This window comes from Billgrantia kenyensis, assembly GCF_013697085.1.
GTDB lineage: Bacteria > Pseudomonadota > Gammaproteobacteria > Pseudomonadales > Halomonadaceae > Halomonas > Halomonas kenyensis.
The window spans coordinates 106388-123370 of sequence record NZ_JACEFT010000006.1 but is presented as its reverse complement, the minus strand read 5'-3'; the positions used below and the strand labels follow the sequence as shown (position 1 = coordinate 123370).

19 protein-coding genes and 1 other RNA gene are annotated in these 16983 nt (G+C 63.5%); 14 read left to right on the top strand and 6 right to left on the bottom strand.

Translation table 11 applies throughout. From position 1 onward, the window contains the following. Positions 1–14: 14 nt before the first annotated feature. Positions 15–677, top strand: a complete 663-nt coding sequence (gene hisG, locus H1D44_RS07720; protein ID WP_181514263.1) for an ATP phosphoribosyltransferase — start codon at positions 15–17, stop codon at positions 675–677. A gap of 44 nt (positions 678–721) precedes the next feature. Further along, positions 722–2044, top strand: coding sequence for a histidinol dehydrogenase (gene hisD / locus H1D44_RS07715; protein ID WP_181514262.1), 1323 nt, complete (start codon positions 722–724; stop codon positions 2042–2044). An 8-nt stretch (positions 2045–2052) separates the two neighbouring features. Here the strand turns inward: hisD and H1D44_RS07710 are convergent, their stop codons facing one another. After that, on the bottom strand, positions 2053–3261 hold the full coding sequence (locus H1D44_RS07710) for a Do family serine endopeptidase (RefSeq protein ID WP_181514261.1): 1209 nt from the start codon (positions 3259–3261) through the stop codon (positions 2053–2055). Between the two features lie 99 nt (positions 3262–3360). On the opposite strand from H1D44_RS07710, the gene H1D44_RS07705 reads away from it, so the two are divergent. Next, positions 3361–4122 carry a Nif3-like dinuclear metal center hexameric protein gene (locus tag H1D44_RS07705; protein WP_181514260.1) on the top strand — a complete coding sequence of 254 codons (762 nt, stop codon included), beginning with the start codon at positions 3361–3363 and terminating at the stop codon, positions 4120–4122. 19 nt (positions 4123–4141) lie between these two features. On the opposite strand, the gene H1D44_RS07700 is transcribed toward H1D44_RS07705, so the two are convergent. After that, entirely contained in the window at positions 4142–4591 is a 450-nt protein-coding gene (locus H1D44_RS07700; protein WP_181514259.1) for a ZapG family protein, read from the bottom strand. Between the two features lie 206 nt (positions 4592–4797). On the opposite strand from H1D44_RS07700, the gene zapE reads away from it, so the two are divergent. From zapE to H1D44_RS07660, 8 genes are all read left to right on the top strand, one after another. Then, positions 4798–5982 carry a cell division protein ZapE gene (gene zapE / locus H1D44_RS07695; RefSeq protein WP_181514258.1) on the top strand — a complete coding sequence of 395 codons (1185 nt, stop codon included), beginning with the start codon at positions 4798–4800 and terminating at the stop codon, positions 5980–5982. Between the two features lie 172 nt (positions 5983–6154). Beyond that, a complete protein-coding gene (gene rplM / locus H1D44_RS07690) occupies positions 6155–6583 on the top strand; it encodes a 50S ribosomal protein L13 (protein WP_010629162.1) in 429 nt (142 codons plus the stop codon). Between the two features lie 13 nt (positions 6584–6596). Beyond that, on the top strand, positions 6597–6986 hold the full coding sequence (gene rpsI / locus H1D44_RS07685) for a 30S ribosomal protein S9 (RefSeq protein WP_181514257.1): 390 nt from the start codon (positions 6597–6599) through the stop codon (positions 6984–6986). 213 nt (positions 6987–7199) lie between these two features. Then, on the top strand, positions 7200–7793 hold the full coding sequence (gene petA / locus H1D44_RS07680) for a ubiquinol-cytochrome c reductase iron-sulfur subunit (protein WP_181514256.1): 594 nt from the start codon (positions 7200–7202) through the stop codon (positions 7791–7793). Beyond that, positions 7793–9052: a cytochrome b gene (locus tag H1D44_RS07675; protein ID WP_181514255.1), complete on the top strand. Its 1260-nt coding sequence runs from the start codon at positions 7793–7795 to the stop codon at positions 9050–9052. Before petA ends, H1D44_RS07675 begins: the two co-directional genes overlap by 1 nt. Then, entirely contained in the window at positions 9052–9819 is a 768-nt protein-coding gene (locus H1D44_RS07670; protein ID WP_181514254.1) for a cytochrome c1, read from the top strand. Before H1D44_RS07675 ends, H1D44_RS07670 begins: the two co-directional genes overlap by 1 nt. Before the next feature lie 154 nt (positions 9820–9973). Further along, the gene (sspA, locus tag H1D44_RS07665) at positions 9974–10600 is read left to right on the top strand and encodes a stringent starvation protein SspA (protein ID WP_181514253.1); all 627 of its coding nucleotides are present in this window, start codon (positions 9974–9976) and stop codon (positions 10598–10600) included. A gap of 49 nt (positions 10601–10649) precedes the next feature. Next, positions 10650–11120 (top strand): ClpXP protease specificity-enhancing factor, encoded by a 471-nt coding sequence (locus tag H1D44_RS07660; RefSeq protein ID WP_181514252.1) that lies wholly within the window; start codon positions 10650–10652, stop codon positions 11118–11120. Positions 11121–11224: 104 nt separating this feature from the next. Here H1D44_RS07660 and H1D44_RS07655 read toward each other — a convergent pair whose 3' ends face one another. From H1D44_RS07655 to H1D44_RS07640, 4 genes are read right to left on the bottom strand one after another with little or no spacing between them, the layout of a single operon-like run. Continuing rightward, positions 11225–11803, bottom strand: a complete 579-nt coding sequence (locus tag H1D44_RS07655; protein ID WP_181514251.1) for a BON domain-containing protein — start codon at positions 11801–11803, stop codon at positions 11225–11227. A 5-nt stretch (positions 11804–11808) separates the two neighbouring features. Continuing rightward, on the bottom strand, positions 11809–12402 hold the full coding sequence (locus H1D44_RS07650; protein ID WP_181514250.1) for a phosphoheptose isomerase: 594 nt from the start codon (positions 12400–12402) through the stop codon (positions 11809–11811). A 38-nt stretch (positions 12403–12440) separates the two neighbouring features. Then, entirely contained in the window at positions 12441–12809 is a 369-nt protein-coding gene (locus H1D44_RS07645) for a YraN family protein (RefSeq protein ID WP_181514249.1), read from the bottom strand. Then, complete coding sequence (locus H1D44_RS07640; RefSeq protein ID WP_181514248.1) at positions 12793–14592, bottom strand: penicillin-binding protein activator; 1800 nt, start codon at positions 14590–14592, stop codon at positions 12793–12795. Before H1D44_RS07640 ends, H1D44_RS07645 begins: the two co-directional genes overlap by 17 nt. Before the next feature lie 100 nt (positions 14593–14692). On the opposite strand from H1D44_RS07640, the gene rsmI reads away from it, so the two are divergent. The 3 genes from rsmI to rsmH all read left to right on the top strand — a co-directional run bounded on the left by rsmI (position 14693) and on the right by rsmH (position 16983). Further along, complete coding sequence (gene rsmI, locus H1D44_RS07635; RefSeq protein ID WP_181514247.1) at positions 14693–15550, top strand: 16S rRNA (cytidine(1402)-2'-O)-methyltransferase; 858 nt, start codon at positions 14693–14695, stop codon at positions 15548–15550. Positions 15551–15603: 53 nt separating this feature from the next. Further along, positions 15604–15966, top strand: an RNA gene (gene rnpB / locus H1D44_RS07630) — RNase P RNA component class A. Positions 15967–16026: 60 nt separating this feature from the next. Next, the gene (gene rsmH, locus H1D44_RS07625; RefSeq protein ID WP_181514246.1) at positions 16027–16983 is read left to right on the top strand and encodes a 16S rRNA (cytosine(1402)-N(4))-methyltransferase RsmH; all 957 of its coding nucleotides are present in this window, start codon (positions 16027–16029) and stop codon (positions 16981–16983) included.

The following is a 16983-nucleotide window of genomic DNA, read 5'->3' as shown; positions in this document are numbered from 1 at the left end:
CCATAGGCGAGACCATGAGCAAGCAACTGATTCTGGCCCTGTCGAAGGGCCGTATTCTCGACGAGACCCTGCCGCTGCTGGCGGATGCCGGCATCGAGCCGGCCGAGAACCTGAGCAAGAGCCGCAAGCTGCTGTTCGATACCAACCTCGATGACGTCAAGCTGGTGATCATTCGTGCCACCGATGTCCCCACCTATGTGCAGATGGGGGCTGCTGACCTCGGTGTCGCCGGCAAGGATGTGCTGCTCGAGCATGGCGCCGAAGGGCTCTATGAGCCGCTCGACCTCGAGATTGCCAAGTGCAAGCTGATGACGGCCGGCATCGACGGTGCCAAGCCGGCGCGGGCGCGGCGTCGAGTGGCGACCAAGTTCGTCAACGTAGCGCGACGTTACTATGCCGAGCAGGGGATCCAGGCCGAGGTGATCAAGCTCTACGGGGCCATGGAGTTGGCGCCGTTGATGAACCTGGCCGACGAGATCGTCGATATCGTCGATACCGGCAACACCTTGCGTGCCAATGGCATGTCGCCGCGGGAGCTCATTGCTCCGATCAGTACGCGCCTGGTGGTCAACAAGGCAGCCATGACCATGAAGCACCAGCGTCTGAAGCCGCTGCTCGAGCGACTGGCCCTGGCGGTAGAGCAGCGGCGTCCGGCGGCGGAGCCCTCCGCGATCTGATCCGCGGACATGACTCACATGAATTGTTGGAGGCGAATGCGATCATGAGCGATAACCGGTTGGAATCTGTCGATATGGCCCGGCTCTCCACCAGCGACGCAGACTTCGAGTCGCGCCTCGACGCCTTGCTGGCCTGGGAGGGGGTATCTGACGCTGAGGTTCAAGGTCGAGTCGCGGAGATCATCACGGCGGTGAAGGAGCAGGGCGATGCCGCGCTGATCGAGTATACCCGGCGCTTCGACCGCCTGGCGGTGGCCTCCATGGCGGAGCTTGCCCTGGGGGCCGAGCGCCTCGAGCAGGCTTATCGCAACCTGCCCGAAGAGCAGCGTGATGCCCTGGCCCGCGCGGCCGAGCGTATTCGCCTCTACCACGAGCACCAGAAGCCGGTCTCGTGGTCCTACGTCGAGGACGACGGCACTGTGCTCGGCCAGCAAGTCACGCCGCTCGACCGAGCCGGGATCTACGTTCCGGGTGGCAAGGCCGCCTACCCCTCTTCGGTCCTGATGAATGCCATTCCGGCCCATGTGGCAGGGGTGCGTGAGATCGTGATGGTGGTGCCGACCCCGGACGGCGTGCTCAATGAGCTGGTGCTCGCAGCGGCGCACCTGGCCGGTGTGGATCACGTGTTCACTATCGGTGGAGCCCAGGCGGTAGCTGCCATGGCCTATGGCACCGAGAGCGTGCCGCGGGTCGACAAGATCGTGGGGCCGGGCAATATCTACGTAGCGACTGCCAAGCGCGCGGTGTTCGGGCAGGTTGGCATCGACATGATCGCCGGCCCGTCGGAGATACTGGTCGTCTCAGACGGTGGCACCGACCCCGAATGGCTGGCCATGGATCTCTTCTCTCAGGCCGAGCACGACGAGGATGCCCAGGCGCTGCTGGTGAGCTGGGATGAACGCCACCTTGAAGCGGTGGAGGCTGCCATCGCGCGCCTGCTGCCGACGCTGGAGCGTGAAGGAATCGTGCGGGAGTCCCTGGCGCGCCGCGGCGCGCTGATCCACTGCCGGGACCTCGATGAGGCCGTTGAACTGATCAATCGCATCGCCCCGGAGCACCTCGAGCTTTCCATGGCCGAGCCAAACGCCATATTGCCGCAGGTGCGTCATGCCGGAGCCATCTTCATGGGCCGATATACGGCCGAGGCGCTGGGTGACTACTGCGCTGGTCCCAACCACGTTCTGCCTACCTCGGGTACGGCTCGCTTCTCATCGCCGCTGGGTGTCTACGACTTCCAGAAGCGTTCCTCGGTCATTCACTGCTCCGAGGAGGGTGCCTCGACGCTGGGAAGGGTTGCGTCGGTGCTGGCGCGGGGGGAGTCGCTGACGGCCCACGCGCGTTCCGCTGAGTTTCGTATCAAGCCGTAAGCCGGGCTTCAGCGCTCGGGGCGGCGCCCGGGCGGCAGCGGGCGCTCACCCACCTCCAGCTCGGCAGTGAAGGTCTCGCCGCTGCGCACCACCGTCAGCGGCAACGTCGCGCCGGGCTGGATGGCGGCTATGTCGCTCATGGCGACGCGCGCATCGAGAATCGGCCGCCCGTCGACTTCCAGCAGCACATCACCCGGGCGCAGGCCGGCATGGGCGGCCGGGCCATCAGGCACCACCCCGGAGATGACCACCCCCCGCGGTGCCTGCAGGCCAAAGGAGGCGGCCAGATCAGTCGTCATTTCCTGCGCCTCTACGCCGAGCCAGCCCCGTATCACACGGCCCTGGGTGACCAGGTCCTCCAGAATGGATCGTGCCAGTCGCGTGGGAATGGCGAAGCCGACGCCCTGTGAGCCACCCGAACGAGAGAAGATGGCGGTGTTGATGCCGACCAGGGCGCCTTCGGCGTTGATCAGTGCGCCGCCGGAGTTGCCGGGGTTGATGGCGGCGTCCGTCTGGATGAAGTCCTCGTAGGCACTCAGGCCCAGGTGGCTGCGTCCGGTGGCACTGATGATGCCCATGGTCACCGTCTGGCCCACGCCGAAGGGGTTGCCTATGGCCATGGCAATGTCACCTACGGCCACGTCGCCCGTATCGGAGATCTGGATGACCGGCAGGTGATCCAGGTCGATGCGCAGCACGGCGAGGTCGCTCTCGGGATCCGTGCCGATCACTTCCGCCAGCGTTTCCCGGCCGTCGCGCAGGGCCACCTGGATCTCATCGGCACCGTCGATGACATGATGGTTGGTCAGCACATAGCCATCCTCGCTGACGATGACGCCTGAGCCCAGGCTCGACAGCATGCGCTGCTGCGTCGGCAGGTCGTCGCCGAAGAACTGGCGAAAGAAGGGGTCCGACATCAGCGGATGTTCTTCTCGCGGCACGACGCGCGACGAGTAGATGTTGACCACGGCCGGGGCTGCCTTCTCCACGGCCTCCGAATAGCTGACCGGTCCCTGCTGACGTGACAGCGGCGCCGCCTGCTCCAGCTCGGGGGAGGGGCGTGATACCGGCTGAGCCTCGTCGAGCTGTCCCTGCTGCGCATTGCCGTCTGGCCTCGAGGGGCCCTGGAGCAATTGGGGAAAGGTATTGAGAAGTACGATGGCCAGCAGCACGCCGATGAGGACGGGCAGGGCATAGGCAGTGAGAGAACGACGCATGCGGCGTTTCCTGGTCGGCGGGCTGTCGATGGTATCCCGCTCAGTCGTTACAATAAGCTAGATTGTAACATCGACTTTCCCGTGCTGTCCGGAGGCAGGATGATTTTACGAAACGACCTGGTGCAGGCCTGCGATACGCTGCTCGATTCCGACGCTTTCAAGGATTACACCGTCAACGGGCTTCAGGTGGCGGGGCGTGACGAGGTGAGGCGGGTGATGAGTGGCGTGACCGCCTGTCAGGCCCTGGTCGACGAGGCGGTGGCCTGGGGCGCTGATCTGCTGCTGGTGCATCACGGTTATTTCTGGAAGAACGAGCCGGTACCGATCACCGGTATCAAGCAGCGGCGTATTCGCACCCTGCTGCTCAACGATATCAACTTGCTGGCCTACCACCTGCCTCTCGATGCCCATGCCGAGCTGGGCAATAACGCTGAGCTCGCGCGACGCCTCGGCTTCCGGGTGCAGGGGTGTGCCGACGGTGAACTGGGGCAAGGGCTGCTGTGGCTGGGCAGTCTGCCGGAGGCTTCCTCGCCCCACGCGCTGGCGCGACATCTGAGCCAAAGACTGGAGCGCGAAGCCTTGCTCATCGAGGCGCCGGGAGGGGCCGAGATTCGTCGCGTGGCGTGGTGCACGGGCGGAGCCCAGGACATGATTACCCAGGCCTGGGAGGCCGGTGCCGACGCGTTCATCTCCGGGGAGATTTCCGAGCGCACGACGCATCTCGCGCGTGAGCTCGGAATTCACTACCTGGCGGCGGGACACCATGCCACCGAGCGTTACGGGGTCCAGGCGCTGGGCGCCTGGCTCGCCGGGAAGTACGGCATCGAGCACCGCTTCGTCGACATCGACAACCCGGCGTGAAAAGTGTCGGAGCAGCGAATCAATAGCGCGGAGGCTGGGGCAGGTCGCTTTTCTCGTCGCTCGGCTTGAGGCCGAAATCTTCCGACAGGGTGCCGCCGGAGCCGTCGGCATAGTCACGCGGTGTCGGTAGCTCGTCGTCGCTTCCGGTCAAGGCCGGTTGGTCGGCGCTGTTGAGCTGGGCGCTTTGCGGGGGAGTGCATTTCAGGGTGCTGGCATCCTCGGTCAAGCGATGTTCGAGAGTGCGCATTTCACGCTGGATATTGCTCACCATCATGCCTACCTGGCTGAAATGCTCGCTCATGCCCTCGCGTATCGAGCTCAGTTCGCGCTCTCGCTCGGCCACCTGCCGCCGCAGTTCTTGCAGCTCATTCGAAGACGAGCCGAGCATTCGATAGCCGATGGCACCGATGCCAATGCCAGCCAGCAGGCTGACGATAGTCACGATCAAGTTCACATTGCCGTAATCCACAGAATTCTCCTGATACAATACACGCCTGTGCCATTTGCTTGGCCCGGTTCGGCGGCTCAACTGGCTGGCCCATTATAGAAGCGTAAGCCGTTGCCGGGTCAACGAGCGGTGCTATCGCAAGGCGCGGCGTTTTGTGCGCTCGCTGTCCGGGGTGCGTATAATGCCCGCCAGCAACGACACGAGCCGTGATCAGCAAGGAATCCTTCATGTGCGCCACTGCGACCCCAACGAAATCCCGCCTGGCGGATGCCGGTACGCCGCTGGCACGTTATCGAGCCGACCTCGAGCGTGAGGATTTTGCCTACGACCCTGCCCAGGAGCGGGCCGTCGAACACCTGCAGCAGCTTCATGACCGGCTCGTGGCATCGCCACGCACCGAGCCCATTTCCGTCACCACCGGTCGCGGTCTCAAGTCCAGGGTGGCTGGCCTGTTCGGCAAGCGAGACAAGGCCTCGGCCCCTCCGGCCTTGCCCGCTATCCAGGGGCTCTACTTCTGGGGTGGGGTAGGGCGAGGCAAGACCTACCTCGTCGACACCTTCCACGAGTCGTTGCCCTTCCCCGACAAGATGCGCACCCACTTTCACCGCTTCATGCAGCGGGTGCACAATGAGCTCGAGCACTACAAGGGCGAGAAGAACCCCCTGACGCTGATTGCCGGCAAGTTCGCTGCGGAGGCTCGGGTGATCTGCTTCGACGAGTTCTTCGTCAAGGACATCACCGACGCCATGATCCTGGCCAACCTGCTCGAAGCGTTGTTCGAACGCGGCGTGGTGCTGGTGGCGACGTCAAACATCGTCCCCGACGAACTCTACAAGGATGGCCTGCAGCGCGCCCGCTTCCTGCCGGCCATCGACCTGATCAAGCGCCACTGTCAGGTAGTGAACGTGGATTCGGGCATCGACTACCGCTTGCGCGCCCTTGAGCGCGCCGAGATCTTTCATGCGCCTCTCGACGAGGCCGCCGAGCGCGAGCTGGCGCGCAGCTTTCGAGAGATCGCAGGCCATGCTGGTGAGCGCGACGTGCAGATCGAGGTCAATCATCGCATCCTGCAGGCCCGTCAGCTGCATGATGACGTCGTCTGGTTCGAATTTCGCGAACTCTGCGATGGGCCGCGCAGCCAGAACGACTACATCGAGCTGGCTCGTGAATTCCATACCGTGCTCGTCTCCAACGTGACCCGCATGGGAGCGGCGACCGACGATCAGGCGCGTCGCTTCATCAACATGGTGGACGAGTTCTACGATCGCGGCGTGAAGCTGCTGATGTCGGCCGAGGTGCCGGCCGAGACCCTCTATTCGGACGGGCGTCTGGCATTCGAATTCCAGCGGACCTTGTCACGACTGCAGGAGATGCAGTCTCACGAGTACCTTGCCCTGCCGCACAAGCCTTGAGGCGCGCTGTCGATAGTGCTTTAACCACAGGGCTCGGTTCATGTAGAATATGCGCTCCTCGACCGTTGCCGTCTCCTGTGGGGGTGGCAACCAAGAAAAATAGGGATGATTCCGAATGCCCGTCAGGGCTGGGGGATCCAATACACTTGTTTGATTTTGTGGTGATTTCTCCATGAAAACGTTCACAGCTAAGCCGCAGTCCGTGCAGCGCGACTGGTACGTCGTCGATGCGGCGGACAAGACGCTCGGCCGTCTGGCAACCGAAATTGCTCGCCGCCTTCGCGGCAAGCACAAGCCCGAGTTCACCCCTCACGTGGACACCGGCGACTACATCGTCGTGATCAATGCCGAGAAGGTGAAGGTCACCGGCAACAAGGCCAAGGCGAAGACATACTATCGCCACACCGGCTATCCGGGCGGCCTGCGCTCCATGAACTTCGAGAAGATGATTGCGCATGCTCCCGAGCGCGTGATCGAGTCTGCCGTCAAGGGCATGCTGCCGAAGGGGCCGCTGGGGCGCGCCATGTACACCAAGCTCAAGGTCTATGCCGGCGCCGAACATCCGCACGCCGCCCAGCAGCCGCAAGAACTGAACATCTGAGGGGATCATCACCATGGCACAGCAGTATTACGGTACCGGGCGCCGCAAGACTTCCACAGCCCGTGTTTTCCTCAAGCCGGGCACCGGCAAGATCATGGTCAACAACCGTGAATTGGATCAGTATTTCGGTCGCGTCACCGGTCGCATGGTCGTGCGTCAGCCGCTGGAACTGACCGAGACCACCGGTCAGTTCGACGTCTATGTCACCGTCAAGGGTGGCGGCGGCTCCGCCCAGGCGGGCGCCATTCGCCACGGCATCACGCGCGCCCTGATGGAGTACAACGAGGACTTCCGTCCTGCGCTGCGTGAGGCCGGCTATGTCACTCGTGACGCCCGCCAGGTCGAGCGCAAGAAGGTCGGCCTGCGCAAGGCGCGTCGTCGCCCGCAGTTCTCCAAGCGCTGATTGCTCGACGATCGAGACAAAAAAACCCGGGCAATTGCCCGGGTTTTTTCGTTTTCATTTCAACAAATTGCAGCATTAATTACACCTTGGTCAGGCGTGTTTCGTCTTGTGCCAAGCGCAGCGATTCCTTAAGATATGGCGGATTTGGTATCCGTGCTCGCGGAATTCAATCCGTGCGGGATCAACGGGTAAGCTGATGGGAGAAACCAGAAGATGGCAGACAACGGCGTGAACAAAGGGCGGCGCCGTCTGCTCCTGGGTGCCACCACCGTCGTAGGGGCGGTGGGGGCCGTGGGAGTGGCGGTTCCCTTTGTGGCATCCTGGCAGCCGAGTGCCAGGGCAAGGGCGGCCGGTGCCCCGGTGCAAGCAGACATATCCAAGCTCGAGCCTGGGCAGCGCATGACCGTGGAGTGGCGCGGGCGCCCGGTCTGGATCGTCAAACGCACCCCCGACATGATCGAGCGTACCGAGAATTTCGATCCTGCTCGCCTGGTCGACCCCGATTCCCAAGCGCAGCAGCAGCCTGACTACATTACGGGTCCGTTGCGCTCCATCCGGCCCGAGATTTCGGTACTCATCGGTATCTGTACCCACCTGGGCTGCTCGCCGCTCTACCGGCCCGGGCCGGACGACGTGGACATGACAGCTTGGCCGGGCGGCTACTTCTGCCCTTGTCACGGCTCCTACTTCGACCTTGCTGGCCGCGTGTTCCGCAACGTACCGGCACCGTCCAACCTCGAGGTGCCGCCTTACCGCTTTGAGTCCGATGACATCATCATCGTTGGCGAAGATCAGGAGGCTGCGTGATGGGTAATCCGAATCGGGTCAAGGCGGAAAGCGGATTCATGCGCTGGGTGGATGACCGCTTCCCTGCCACGCAGATGTGGCAAGACCACCTGAGCCAGTATTACGCCCCCAAGAATTTCAATTTCTGGTACTTCTTCGGCTCTCTGGCGCTGCTGATTCTGGTCAATCAGATCCTGACCGGTGTCTGGCTCACCATGAGCTACAACCCTTCCGGTGAAGGCGCCTTTGCCTCCATCGAGTACATCATGCGAGATGTCGAGTACGGCTGGCTGATTCGCTATATGCACTCCACCGGCGCCTCGGCCTTCTTCGTGGTGATCTACCTGCACATGTTCCGTGCGCTGCTGTATGGATCCTACAAGGCACCGCGGGAGCTGGTATGGATCTTCGGCATGGCGCTGTACCTGCTGCTGATGGCCGAAGCCTTCATGGGCTACCTGCTGCCCTGGGGGCAGATGTCGTACTGGGGCGCGCAGGTCATCATCTCGCTGTTTGCCACGATTCCCTTCATTGGCCCCGACCTGGCCCAGTGGATTCGCGGCGACTTCCTGATCTCCGGCATCACGCTGAACCGCTTCTTCGCCCTGCATGTGGTGGCGCTGCCCATCGTGATCCTGGCGCTGGTAGTGCTGCACCTGATCGCGCTGCACGAAGTGGGTTCCAACAACCCCGACGGCATCGACATCAAGGCCAAGAAGGACGAGAGCGGCAAGCCGCTCGATGGTATTCCTTTCCATCCGTACTACACCGTCAAGGACGTGTTCGGGGTGGCGGTCTTCCTGTTCGTCTTCGCGGCAGTGATCTTCTACTTCCCCGAGGGTGGCGGCTATTTCCTCGAGCGGCCCAATTTCGAGCCGGCCAACCCGATGGTAACGCCTGACCATATCGCGCCAGTCTGGTACTTCACGCCCTTCTACGCGATTCTGCGTGCCATTACCTTCGACATTGGTCCCCTGCAGGCCGAGTTCCTCGGCGTCGTCTTCATGGGGGCTGCCATCGCCGTGCTGTTCGTGCTGCCCTGGCTCGATCGCAGCCCGGTCAACTCCATGCGCTACAAGGGCTGGATGTCCAAGAGCATGTTGCTGCTGTTCGCGGTCAGCTTCGTGATCCTGGGGGTCCTGGGTGCCATTCCGGCCACGCCGATTCGTACCGCGGTGGCTCAGATCTGCACCGTCCTTTACTTCGCCTTCTTCCTGCTGATGCCGTTCTACACCAGGATGGAGAAGACCAAACCCGTTCCGGAAAGGGTGACTGGCTAATGAAAAAGCAACTTTTCGCATTGCTGTTTGCGCTGGTGCCTTTCACTGCCATGGCAGCGCCACTGCCTGAACAGCCTCACTCGATGACGCCGGATATCAATGATCAGGCGTCCCTGCAGCGGGGCATGCAGCTCTACGTCAACTACTGCTTGGGTTGTCACTCCCTGGAGCATCAGCGTTTTGCACGGGCAGCGACAGATCTGGGCATGCCGCAGGACCTGGTGGAGGAGAACCTGATCTTCTCTTCCGAGCTGGCATACAACGACCAGATGCTCACGTCCATGACCCGCGGCGACGGCGAGAGCTGGTTCGGCGTGTCCCCGCCAGACCTGACGCTGTTCAACCGGGTCAAGGGTTCGGACTACATCTACTCCTACCTGCTCGGGTTCTACCGTGACCCGAGCCAGCCACTGGGCGTCAACAACAACGTCCTCGAGGCGCCGGCCATGCCCAACGTGCTGGAGCCGCTGCAGGGCGTTCAGGAGATGGTGTGCGCCGAGACCGATCGTCCGGTCGACGGCGCGGAGCTCGACCCGCTGACTGGAAAATACCAGTCCTGCGAGGTGATGCAGGTCACGCGTCCCGGTGCCATGGAGCCGGAAGAGTTCGAGGATGCCGTATACGATCTGACCAATTTCCTGGTCTACGTCGGCGAGCCTTCCAAGCTGCAGGCTCAGGTGCTGGGACCGAAGGTGCTGATCTTCATCTTCATCTTCGGGGTGCTGGCTTACCTGCTCAAGCGTGAGTACTGGCGCGACATTCACTGATTCGCCTGAATCGGAACGTTGTGCCGCAGGGGGCGTATGGACATCGGGCCATGCGCCCCCTGCCTATTCTTCCAAGCCCTAGTGCATGTCCCACACCCCCGTGAACGGTGGAGCGTGCTATCATGCTGGCTCGAATTGATGCGAGGATTGTTAAATGGGTGTAGTGGCCAAGCGGTCATCGATGATCTTCTATTCGGGAAGCGATGATCACTTCAGTCATCGCGTGCGGATCGTGCTCGCCGAGAAGGGCGTTGCAGTCGACATCGTCGAGGTCAGCGGTGACCAGCGTCCCGAGGAGCTCGCCGACCTGAACCCCTACAACAGCGTGCCGACCCTGGTCGATCGTGATCTGGTGCTCTACGAGTCGAAGGTCATGATGGAGTACCTTGACGAGCGCTTCCCTCATCCGCCGCTGCTGCCGGTCTATCCCGTGGCGCGTGCCCAGAGCCGCCTGTGGATGCACCGTATCGAGCGTGAGTGGTGCCCGCTGGTCGAGCAGATCGAGAGCGGAAGCAAGAAGGACGTCGAGAAGGCGCGCAAGGAGCTGCGGGAAAGCCTCGTTGGCATTTCGCCAATCTTCGAGGACGTACCCTTCTTCATGAGTGAGGAGTTCTCTCTGGTGGACTGCTGTATCGCACCGATACTCTGGCGCCTGCCCGTGCTGGGCATCGAGCTGCCGGAGAAGCAGGTCAAGCCGCTGGTCGCCTACATGGAGAGATTGTTCGAGCGAGATTCCTTCGTCTCTTCGCTGAGTGAAAACGAGCGCGAAATGCGTACCTGAACCTGGCGTCGGCGTGTCCGGCGTCGCCAGAATGGAGGAGGGCAGAACCATGCTGTCGAGCCGTCCCTATCTTGCCCGGGGGCTGTACGAATGGCTCCTGGACAATGAGCACACGCCATATGTCGTCGTCGATGCCGAGCAGCCCGGTGTCAATGTGCCGCGCCAGTTCGTGAGCAATGGCCAGATCGTGCTGAATATCGGGCCGACCGCGGTACGCGACCTGCTTATCGACAACGATGCCATCAGCTTCCACGCTCGCTTTGGCGGCCAACCCATGCAGGTGGTGGTGCCCATGGCGGCGCTGGTGGCTATCTATGCTCGTGAGAATGGCGTGGGCATGGTCTTTGGCCATGAGCCATGCATGCCGGCGCCGCAGGAAGACGAGCCCGAGTTGCCTGCAGCCAAGCCGGAGCTGAGCAGCATCGAAAGCGATGATGCCGAGCGAGAGCCTGCGCCGGATGTCGCCCGCGACAAGGAGTCGGGCTCCAGGAAGCGGCCCTCCCTGCGCGTGGTCAAGTAGACCCGCTGCTCTCTCCCAGCGTTTGTACGCCAACAGCAGAACGGCAGGCCCAAGGGCCTGCCGTTCTGCTGTTGCTGTCTTGCATGGGATGGAGGGAGAGTCGATCAGTCGAGGTAGTCGAAGACCTTGACGATGCGCTGGATGCCGCCGACGTCTGCCACGGCATCGACGATGCGGTCTGCCTCGGCGCGAGTGACGATGCCCATGATATAGACGGTGGCATTCTCGGTCACGAATCGCAGCCGGCTGGTTTCGATGTTCTGATCGGCAGCCAGGGTGGTGCGAATGCGGGTATTGATCCAGGTGTCCGAAAGGCGTTGGCTCGCCGGCAGATTGGCCGAGACGGACAGTTCGTTGTGTACGTCGCGAACATTGCGCACTTCCAGCGCCACTTCCCTGGCCCTCTGCTTCAGCTCCTCGCTTGGCACCTGGCCGGTGAGCAGGACGATGCCGTTGTAGCTGTCGACGTTGATACGTGCGTCGCCAAGGCGAGCATCGGTACGGCGCAGGTTGTGCGCAATCTTGGTCTCGATGCTTTCGTCTTCCACCTGGGCGCCCAGCGTGCGCTTGCCGTAGTTCTCGTCAATGGTGCCGGGGTTGGCCACGCCGGTAACCGTGGTACAGCCGCCCAGGGCAAGGGCCAGGACGGTCAAGAGGGAGGCCATCAGTCTTGTCGGGGTCATGGGGATCACTCGCTGCTGCCAAACAATTGTTCATCGATGAGGTCGCACAGGCAGTGTATCACCAGCAGGTGAACTTCCTGGATGCGCGCCGTGGAAGTGGCGGGAACGCGGATTTCGCAGTCGTCCTGGCCCAGCAGTGAGGCCATGTCGCCGCCATCACGCCCGGTTAGGGCGACGACGGCCATGTCGCGATCGTGTGCTGCCTGGATCGCCTGGATGACGTTCCCCGAATTGCCGCTGGTAGAGATCGCCAGCAGTATGTCGCCTGGCTGGCCGAGCGCTCTGACCTGCTTGGAGAATACCTCGTTGTAACTGTAGTCGTTGGCAATCGAGGTCAGTGTCGAGGTGTCCGTGGTCAGTGCCAGGGCCGGCAGGCTGGGGCGTTCGCGTTCGAAGCGGTTGAGCAGCTCGGAGGAGAAGTGCTGGCTGTCGCCGGCGCTGCCCCCGTTGCCGCAGGCCAGGATCTTGCCTTCATTGACGAGGCACTGGACCATCATCTGGCTGGCTACCTCGATGAAGGGGGGCAATACCTCGCTGGCATAGGTCTTGGTGTCGATGCTGGCATTGAAGTGGCCAAGTATGCGTTGCTGAAAGTCCATTCTGTCGAGTCCTGATCGCGGGACAAGGGGTGAGCCGCTCAGAACGCCTCGAAAGCGCCCTGAACCCATTCGAATACAAGCCCTGGCGGGGTGCCGGTCACGGCCAGCACGTCGAAACGGCAGGGGCATGATAGCCGGTTGCGTGCCAGATAAAAACGCGCCGCATGGACCAGCCTGCGCTGCTTGGTGCTCGTCACCGTCTCCAGCGGGTGCCCATGGCGCGTATCGGTGCGGTGGCGAACCTCCACGAAGACCAGGGTCTCGCCATGGCCCATCACCAGGTCCAGCTCACCGCCCTTGAACTGCTGGTTGCTGGCGATGAGCCTGAGCCCCTTGTCCATGAGCCACTCGGCGGCCAGGCGTTCGATGCGCGCGCCACGGGCGCGGGCATCAGTCGAGCTGGTCATTGTCTAACTGCACACCGTCGATCTGGTCATTGTCGAGCAGGTCATTGTCGAGCAGGTCGAAGGTCAGGATGGGACGCGGCACGCCCCGCTCGAAGCGAGCCCATGGCAGTCGGCGCTCGATGCGGCCATCGCGCGCGGGCACCAGCAGGCCGGTAGCGCCGAACAGCTCGCTCTCGGGCAGCAGCTGGAACTGGGGCAGCCGGCGTGCCAGCTCATAGGCGTCCACGCCCATGGCCATCAGCCGGAAAGTGGCTGGGTCGGCGTCTTCCCGCAGCTCCTGGAAGCTGGCCAGGTAGGGCAGGGCTTCGACGCCGCCCACCGCGGCGTCGGGAATCTGCCAGGGAATGTCGATGAAGTTGACGTCATCGAGGTCGTGGTCGAGCAGCGGCTGGGGGCGCCCCTCGTACAGGTGCGAGGTCGCATAGATGGGCAGGTCTGCTGCGTCGATGTAGTCCAGGTTCGGGGGCACCTGGCGAGCGTAGCTGGGCAGGGCCAGCAGGAACAGCATGTCCGGGCGCCCGCCTGAAAGGGCGCGGCGAGTGGATTCGGTGGCTGATCCGCGGGGATCGTAGGCAACGGCATTGGTGATGGTGCCGTCGAGCCTGCGCCACTCCTCGGCGAAGGCGCGGCCTACCCGGGTGCCCCACTCGTTGTCAGGCACCAGCAGGGCGCTGCGGCGGTGGCCGTCCTCACGGGCGCGCCTGGCTACCTGGCGGGCTTCGTCCTCGGCCGAAAGGCCGTACTGGAACAGGCCCAGTGCCTGGTTAGACGTGCCGTAGCCGTAGTTGAGTGCCAGCGTCGGTAGCGGAACACGATCGCGATTCTCGAGTTCGGTGACCTGGTCCTTGTCGAGTGGGCCGATGACTACCTGTGCGCCGATATCGCGGGCTTCGGCATACAGTGCCTCGAGATCACCGTGACTGGCATCGAGGAAAGAGAGGCGTAGTCCGCCATTGCGCTCGGCGCTTTGCATGTGGTGCATCTGCATCCCGGCGCGGATCGATTCGGCGACGCTGCTCAACGAGCCGGATTCGGGGAGGAAGACGGCGATGTGACGCACCTCCCGGCCGCGCAGGTCGCGTAGCGCCATCAGCTCAGAAGGCACATTGCGTGCAGCCGGGTGACGGGCGTTGCGCTCCCGCCAGGTTTCCAGATTGGAGAGCAGGCGCTCGATATCAGCGTCGCTTTCACGTACCAGGAGGGCAAGCTCGAGCCAGCCCACGGTCAGCTCGTCGGCACCTTCACGAAGGCTGGCCAGCTCGCTGCCGTCGAGCCGCGAAAGCGAATGCCATATGGTGTCGTTGAGTGCGTCACGTTCGGTGCGTGCTTGCACGTACATCAGCATGGCCGAGGCGGCGCGGTGTTCATCGACCGCGGCCAGGGCCCGGCCCATGCGTTCGCGCAGGATGAGGCCGGCATCGCGCGGCAGCTCGACCTCGTCCAGCAGCTGGCCTGCCTGGATCACTGCCCAGGGTTCCTCCAGCTCTTCGCCGAGCTCCGAGAGCAGCATGGCCCAGTGGAGGCGGTATTCGGCAGGCAGGAGAGTGTCGTCGATCTCGCTTGCGATCTCGAGTGCCTGGGTGCGCTGTCCCTGGCGTGCTAGGATATCGGCCGCCTCGAGCCGGCTGAGTGCGGCTTGCTCGGGCTCCTGCTGCTGTGCCTGCTGGAGGAGCTGGTCGGGGTCGTCGACGGGGGCGCGTTCGACGATGCCGGGTGGCGCGCAGCCTGCCACCAGGAGGGCGAGGAGCACGGTGGCCAGCAGGCCGCGGGACATTTTCAGCATGTGTTCTTCCTTGTTTCTGGCTCAGAGGGCATGCGCCTGTCTTGTGTGTCGACCATCCAGCACGCGCGGTCAAAGCCGAAAGTCTCCCTGAGGAGTCGCCATGTCAGACACAAATCTAGGGACATTGTACGTGGTCGCCACGCCGATTGGGAATCTGGAGGACATGACCCCCAGGGCCGCCAGGCTGCTGGGTGAGGTGGCGCTGATCGCCGCCGAGGACACCCGGCATACCTCGCGCCTGCTGCGCCACCTGGGTTTGTCGGTTCCTCTGCTGTCGTTGCATGAACACAACGAGGCGGCCCGGGTCGAGCAGCTTGATGAGCGACTGCTCCGAGGTGAGAGCATTGCCCTGGTCAGCGACGCCGGTACGCCATTGATCAGCGATCCGGGGTTCGTGCTGGTGCGGGAGTTGCGCGCTCGAGGGCGAACTGTCGTGCCGGTTCCCGGTCCCTGTGCCTTGGTCACGGCACTCTGTGCGGCCGGTCTTCCGACCGACCGCTTCCTGTTCCAGGGTTTCCTTCCGGCCAAGGCGGGCACCCGGCGTCAGCGCCTGGAAGCCTTGGTGCAGCGCGGGGAGACGCTGGTCTTCTATGAGTCGCCGCATCGGATCAGGGAAACTCTGAGCGATATCGGGACGGTGCTCGGCGAACGACGGGTGGTACTGGCACGCGAGCTGACCAAGACTTTCGAGACCTTCCTCGACGGCACGGCAGAGGCGCTGCTTGCGCTGATGGAAGCCGATCCGGACCAGGCGCGGGGCGAATTCGTGATCATGGTGGCCGGTGCGCCGCCACGCGAGGAAAGCGAGGCCGCGACGCTCGAAGCCGAGGCGCTGCTCGCGGCCCTCCTGGCCGAGGGGGTGGGCGTGAAGCAGGCAGCAGCCATAGCGGCCCGCCTTCTGGGTGGGACGAAGAAGGCTTGGTACAGCCAGGCCCAGGCGATCAAGGAGGCGCGATGACCCGGTGGCGAAAGACATTGAGAGGCCTTGGGTGCGCTGGTATTCTTGCGCTCGGAGTCGGCCAGACAGTCGCCGCCGCATCGACCTCGGTCGGTTCGGGGGAGGAAAGTCCGGGCTCCACAGGGCAGGGTGCCAGGTAACGCCTGGGCGGCGCGAGCCGACGGAAAGTGCAGCAGAGAGCAGACCGCCTACGTCTCCTTCGGGAGGCCGGCAAGGGTGAAAGGGTGCGGTAAGAGCGCACCGCGCGCCTGGTAACAGTGCGTGGCAAGGTAAACCCCACCCGGAGCAAGACCAAATAGGAACCCCATGGCGTGGCCCGCGTCGGGTTCGGGTAGGTTGCTGGAGAGCCATGGTGACGTGGCTCCTAGATGAATGACTGTCCTCGACAGAACCCGGCTTATCGGCCGACTCCCCACACACCCCTCCGCGACTGGCTTGGCCGGCGCGTTTAACACTTTCGAGAATCAGGAAAGCGCATGCCGCCATCCGCCGCTGAACCGAGCCGACATGGCTATCGTCATGCCAGCGTGCTGCTGGACGGTGCCGTGGATGCCCTGGTGCACGATCCCGGCGGCGCCTACCTGGATGGAACCTATGGGCGTGGTGGCCACTCCCGCGCGATTCTGGCGCGGTTGACCCCCCAAGGTCGTCTGCTGGCCATCGACCGTGACCCCCAGGCCATCGCCGAGGCGAAGGTCCTCACCGACACCCGCTTCAGCATCGTCCAGGGCGAGTTCGCCCAGTTGGAGGCGGTCGCCCGCCAGCATGGCCTCCACGGGCAGCTGGCAGGAGTCTTGCTGGATATTGGCGTCTCTTCGCCGCAGTTGGACGACCCCGAGCGCGGCTTCAGCTTCCTGCGCGACGGCCCGCTCGACATGCGCATGGACCCGACACAGGGCGAGAGCGCAGCCCAATGGCTGTCCCGGGCCAGCGAAGCCGATATCGCTCATGTGTTCAAGGTCTATGGCGAAGAGCGTTTCGCCAGGCGCCTGGCACGGGCCGTCGTCGCACGCCGCCTGGAGCGGCCGTTCCTGCGCACCGGCGACCTGGCCGAAGTGCTGAAGGCAGCCCACCCCGCCTGGGAGAAGGGCAAGCATCCCGCGACACGCGCCTTCCAGGCCCTGCGCATTCACGTCAATGGCGAGCTCGAGCAGCTCGATGCGGCGCTGTCGGCAGCGTTGGAGGCGTTGGCCCCGGGCGGCCATCTGGTGGTGATCAGCTTCCATTCGCTGGAAGATCGCCGGGTCAAGCGTTTCATCCGCGAGCACGTGCGCGGCGACAGCGATATTCCGCGCGGCGTGCCGGTGCGTGAGGACCAGCTGGCCAAGCGGCTGGAGACGCTGGGTAAGGCGCGCCGGCCGTCGCCAGCGGAAGTCGAAGACAATCCACGTGCGCGCAGCGCCGTCATGCGCGTTGCGCGTAAGCTGCGTTGA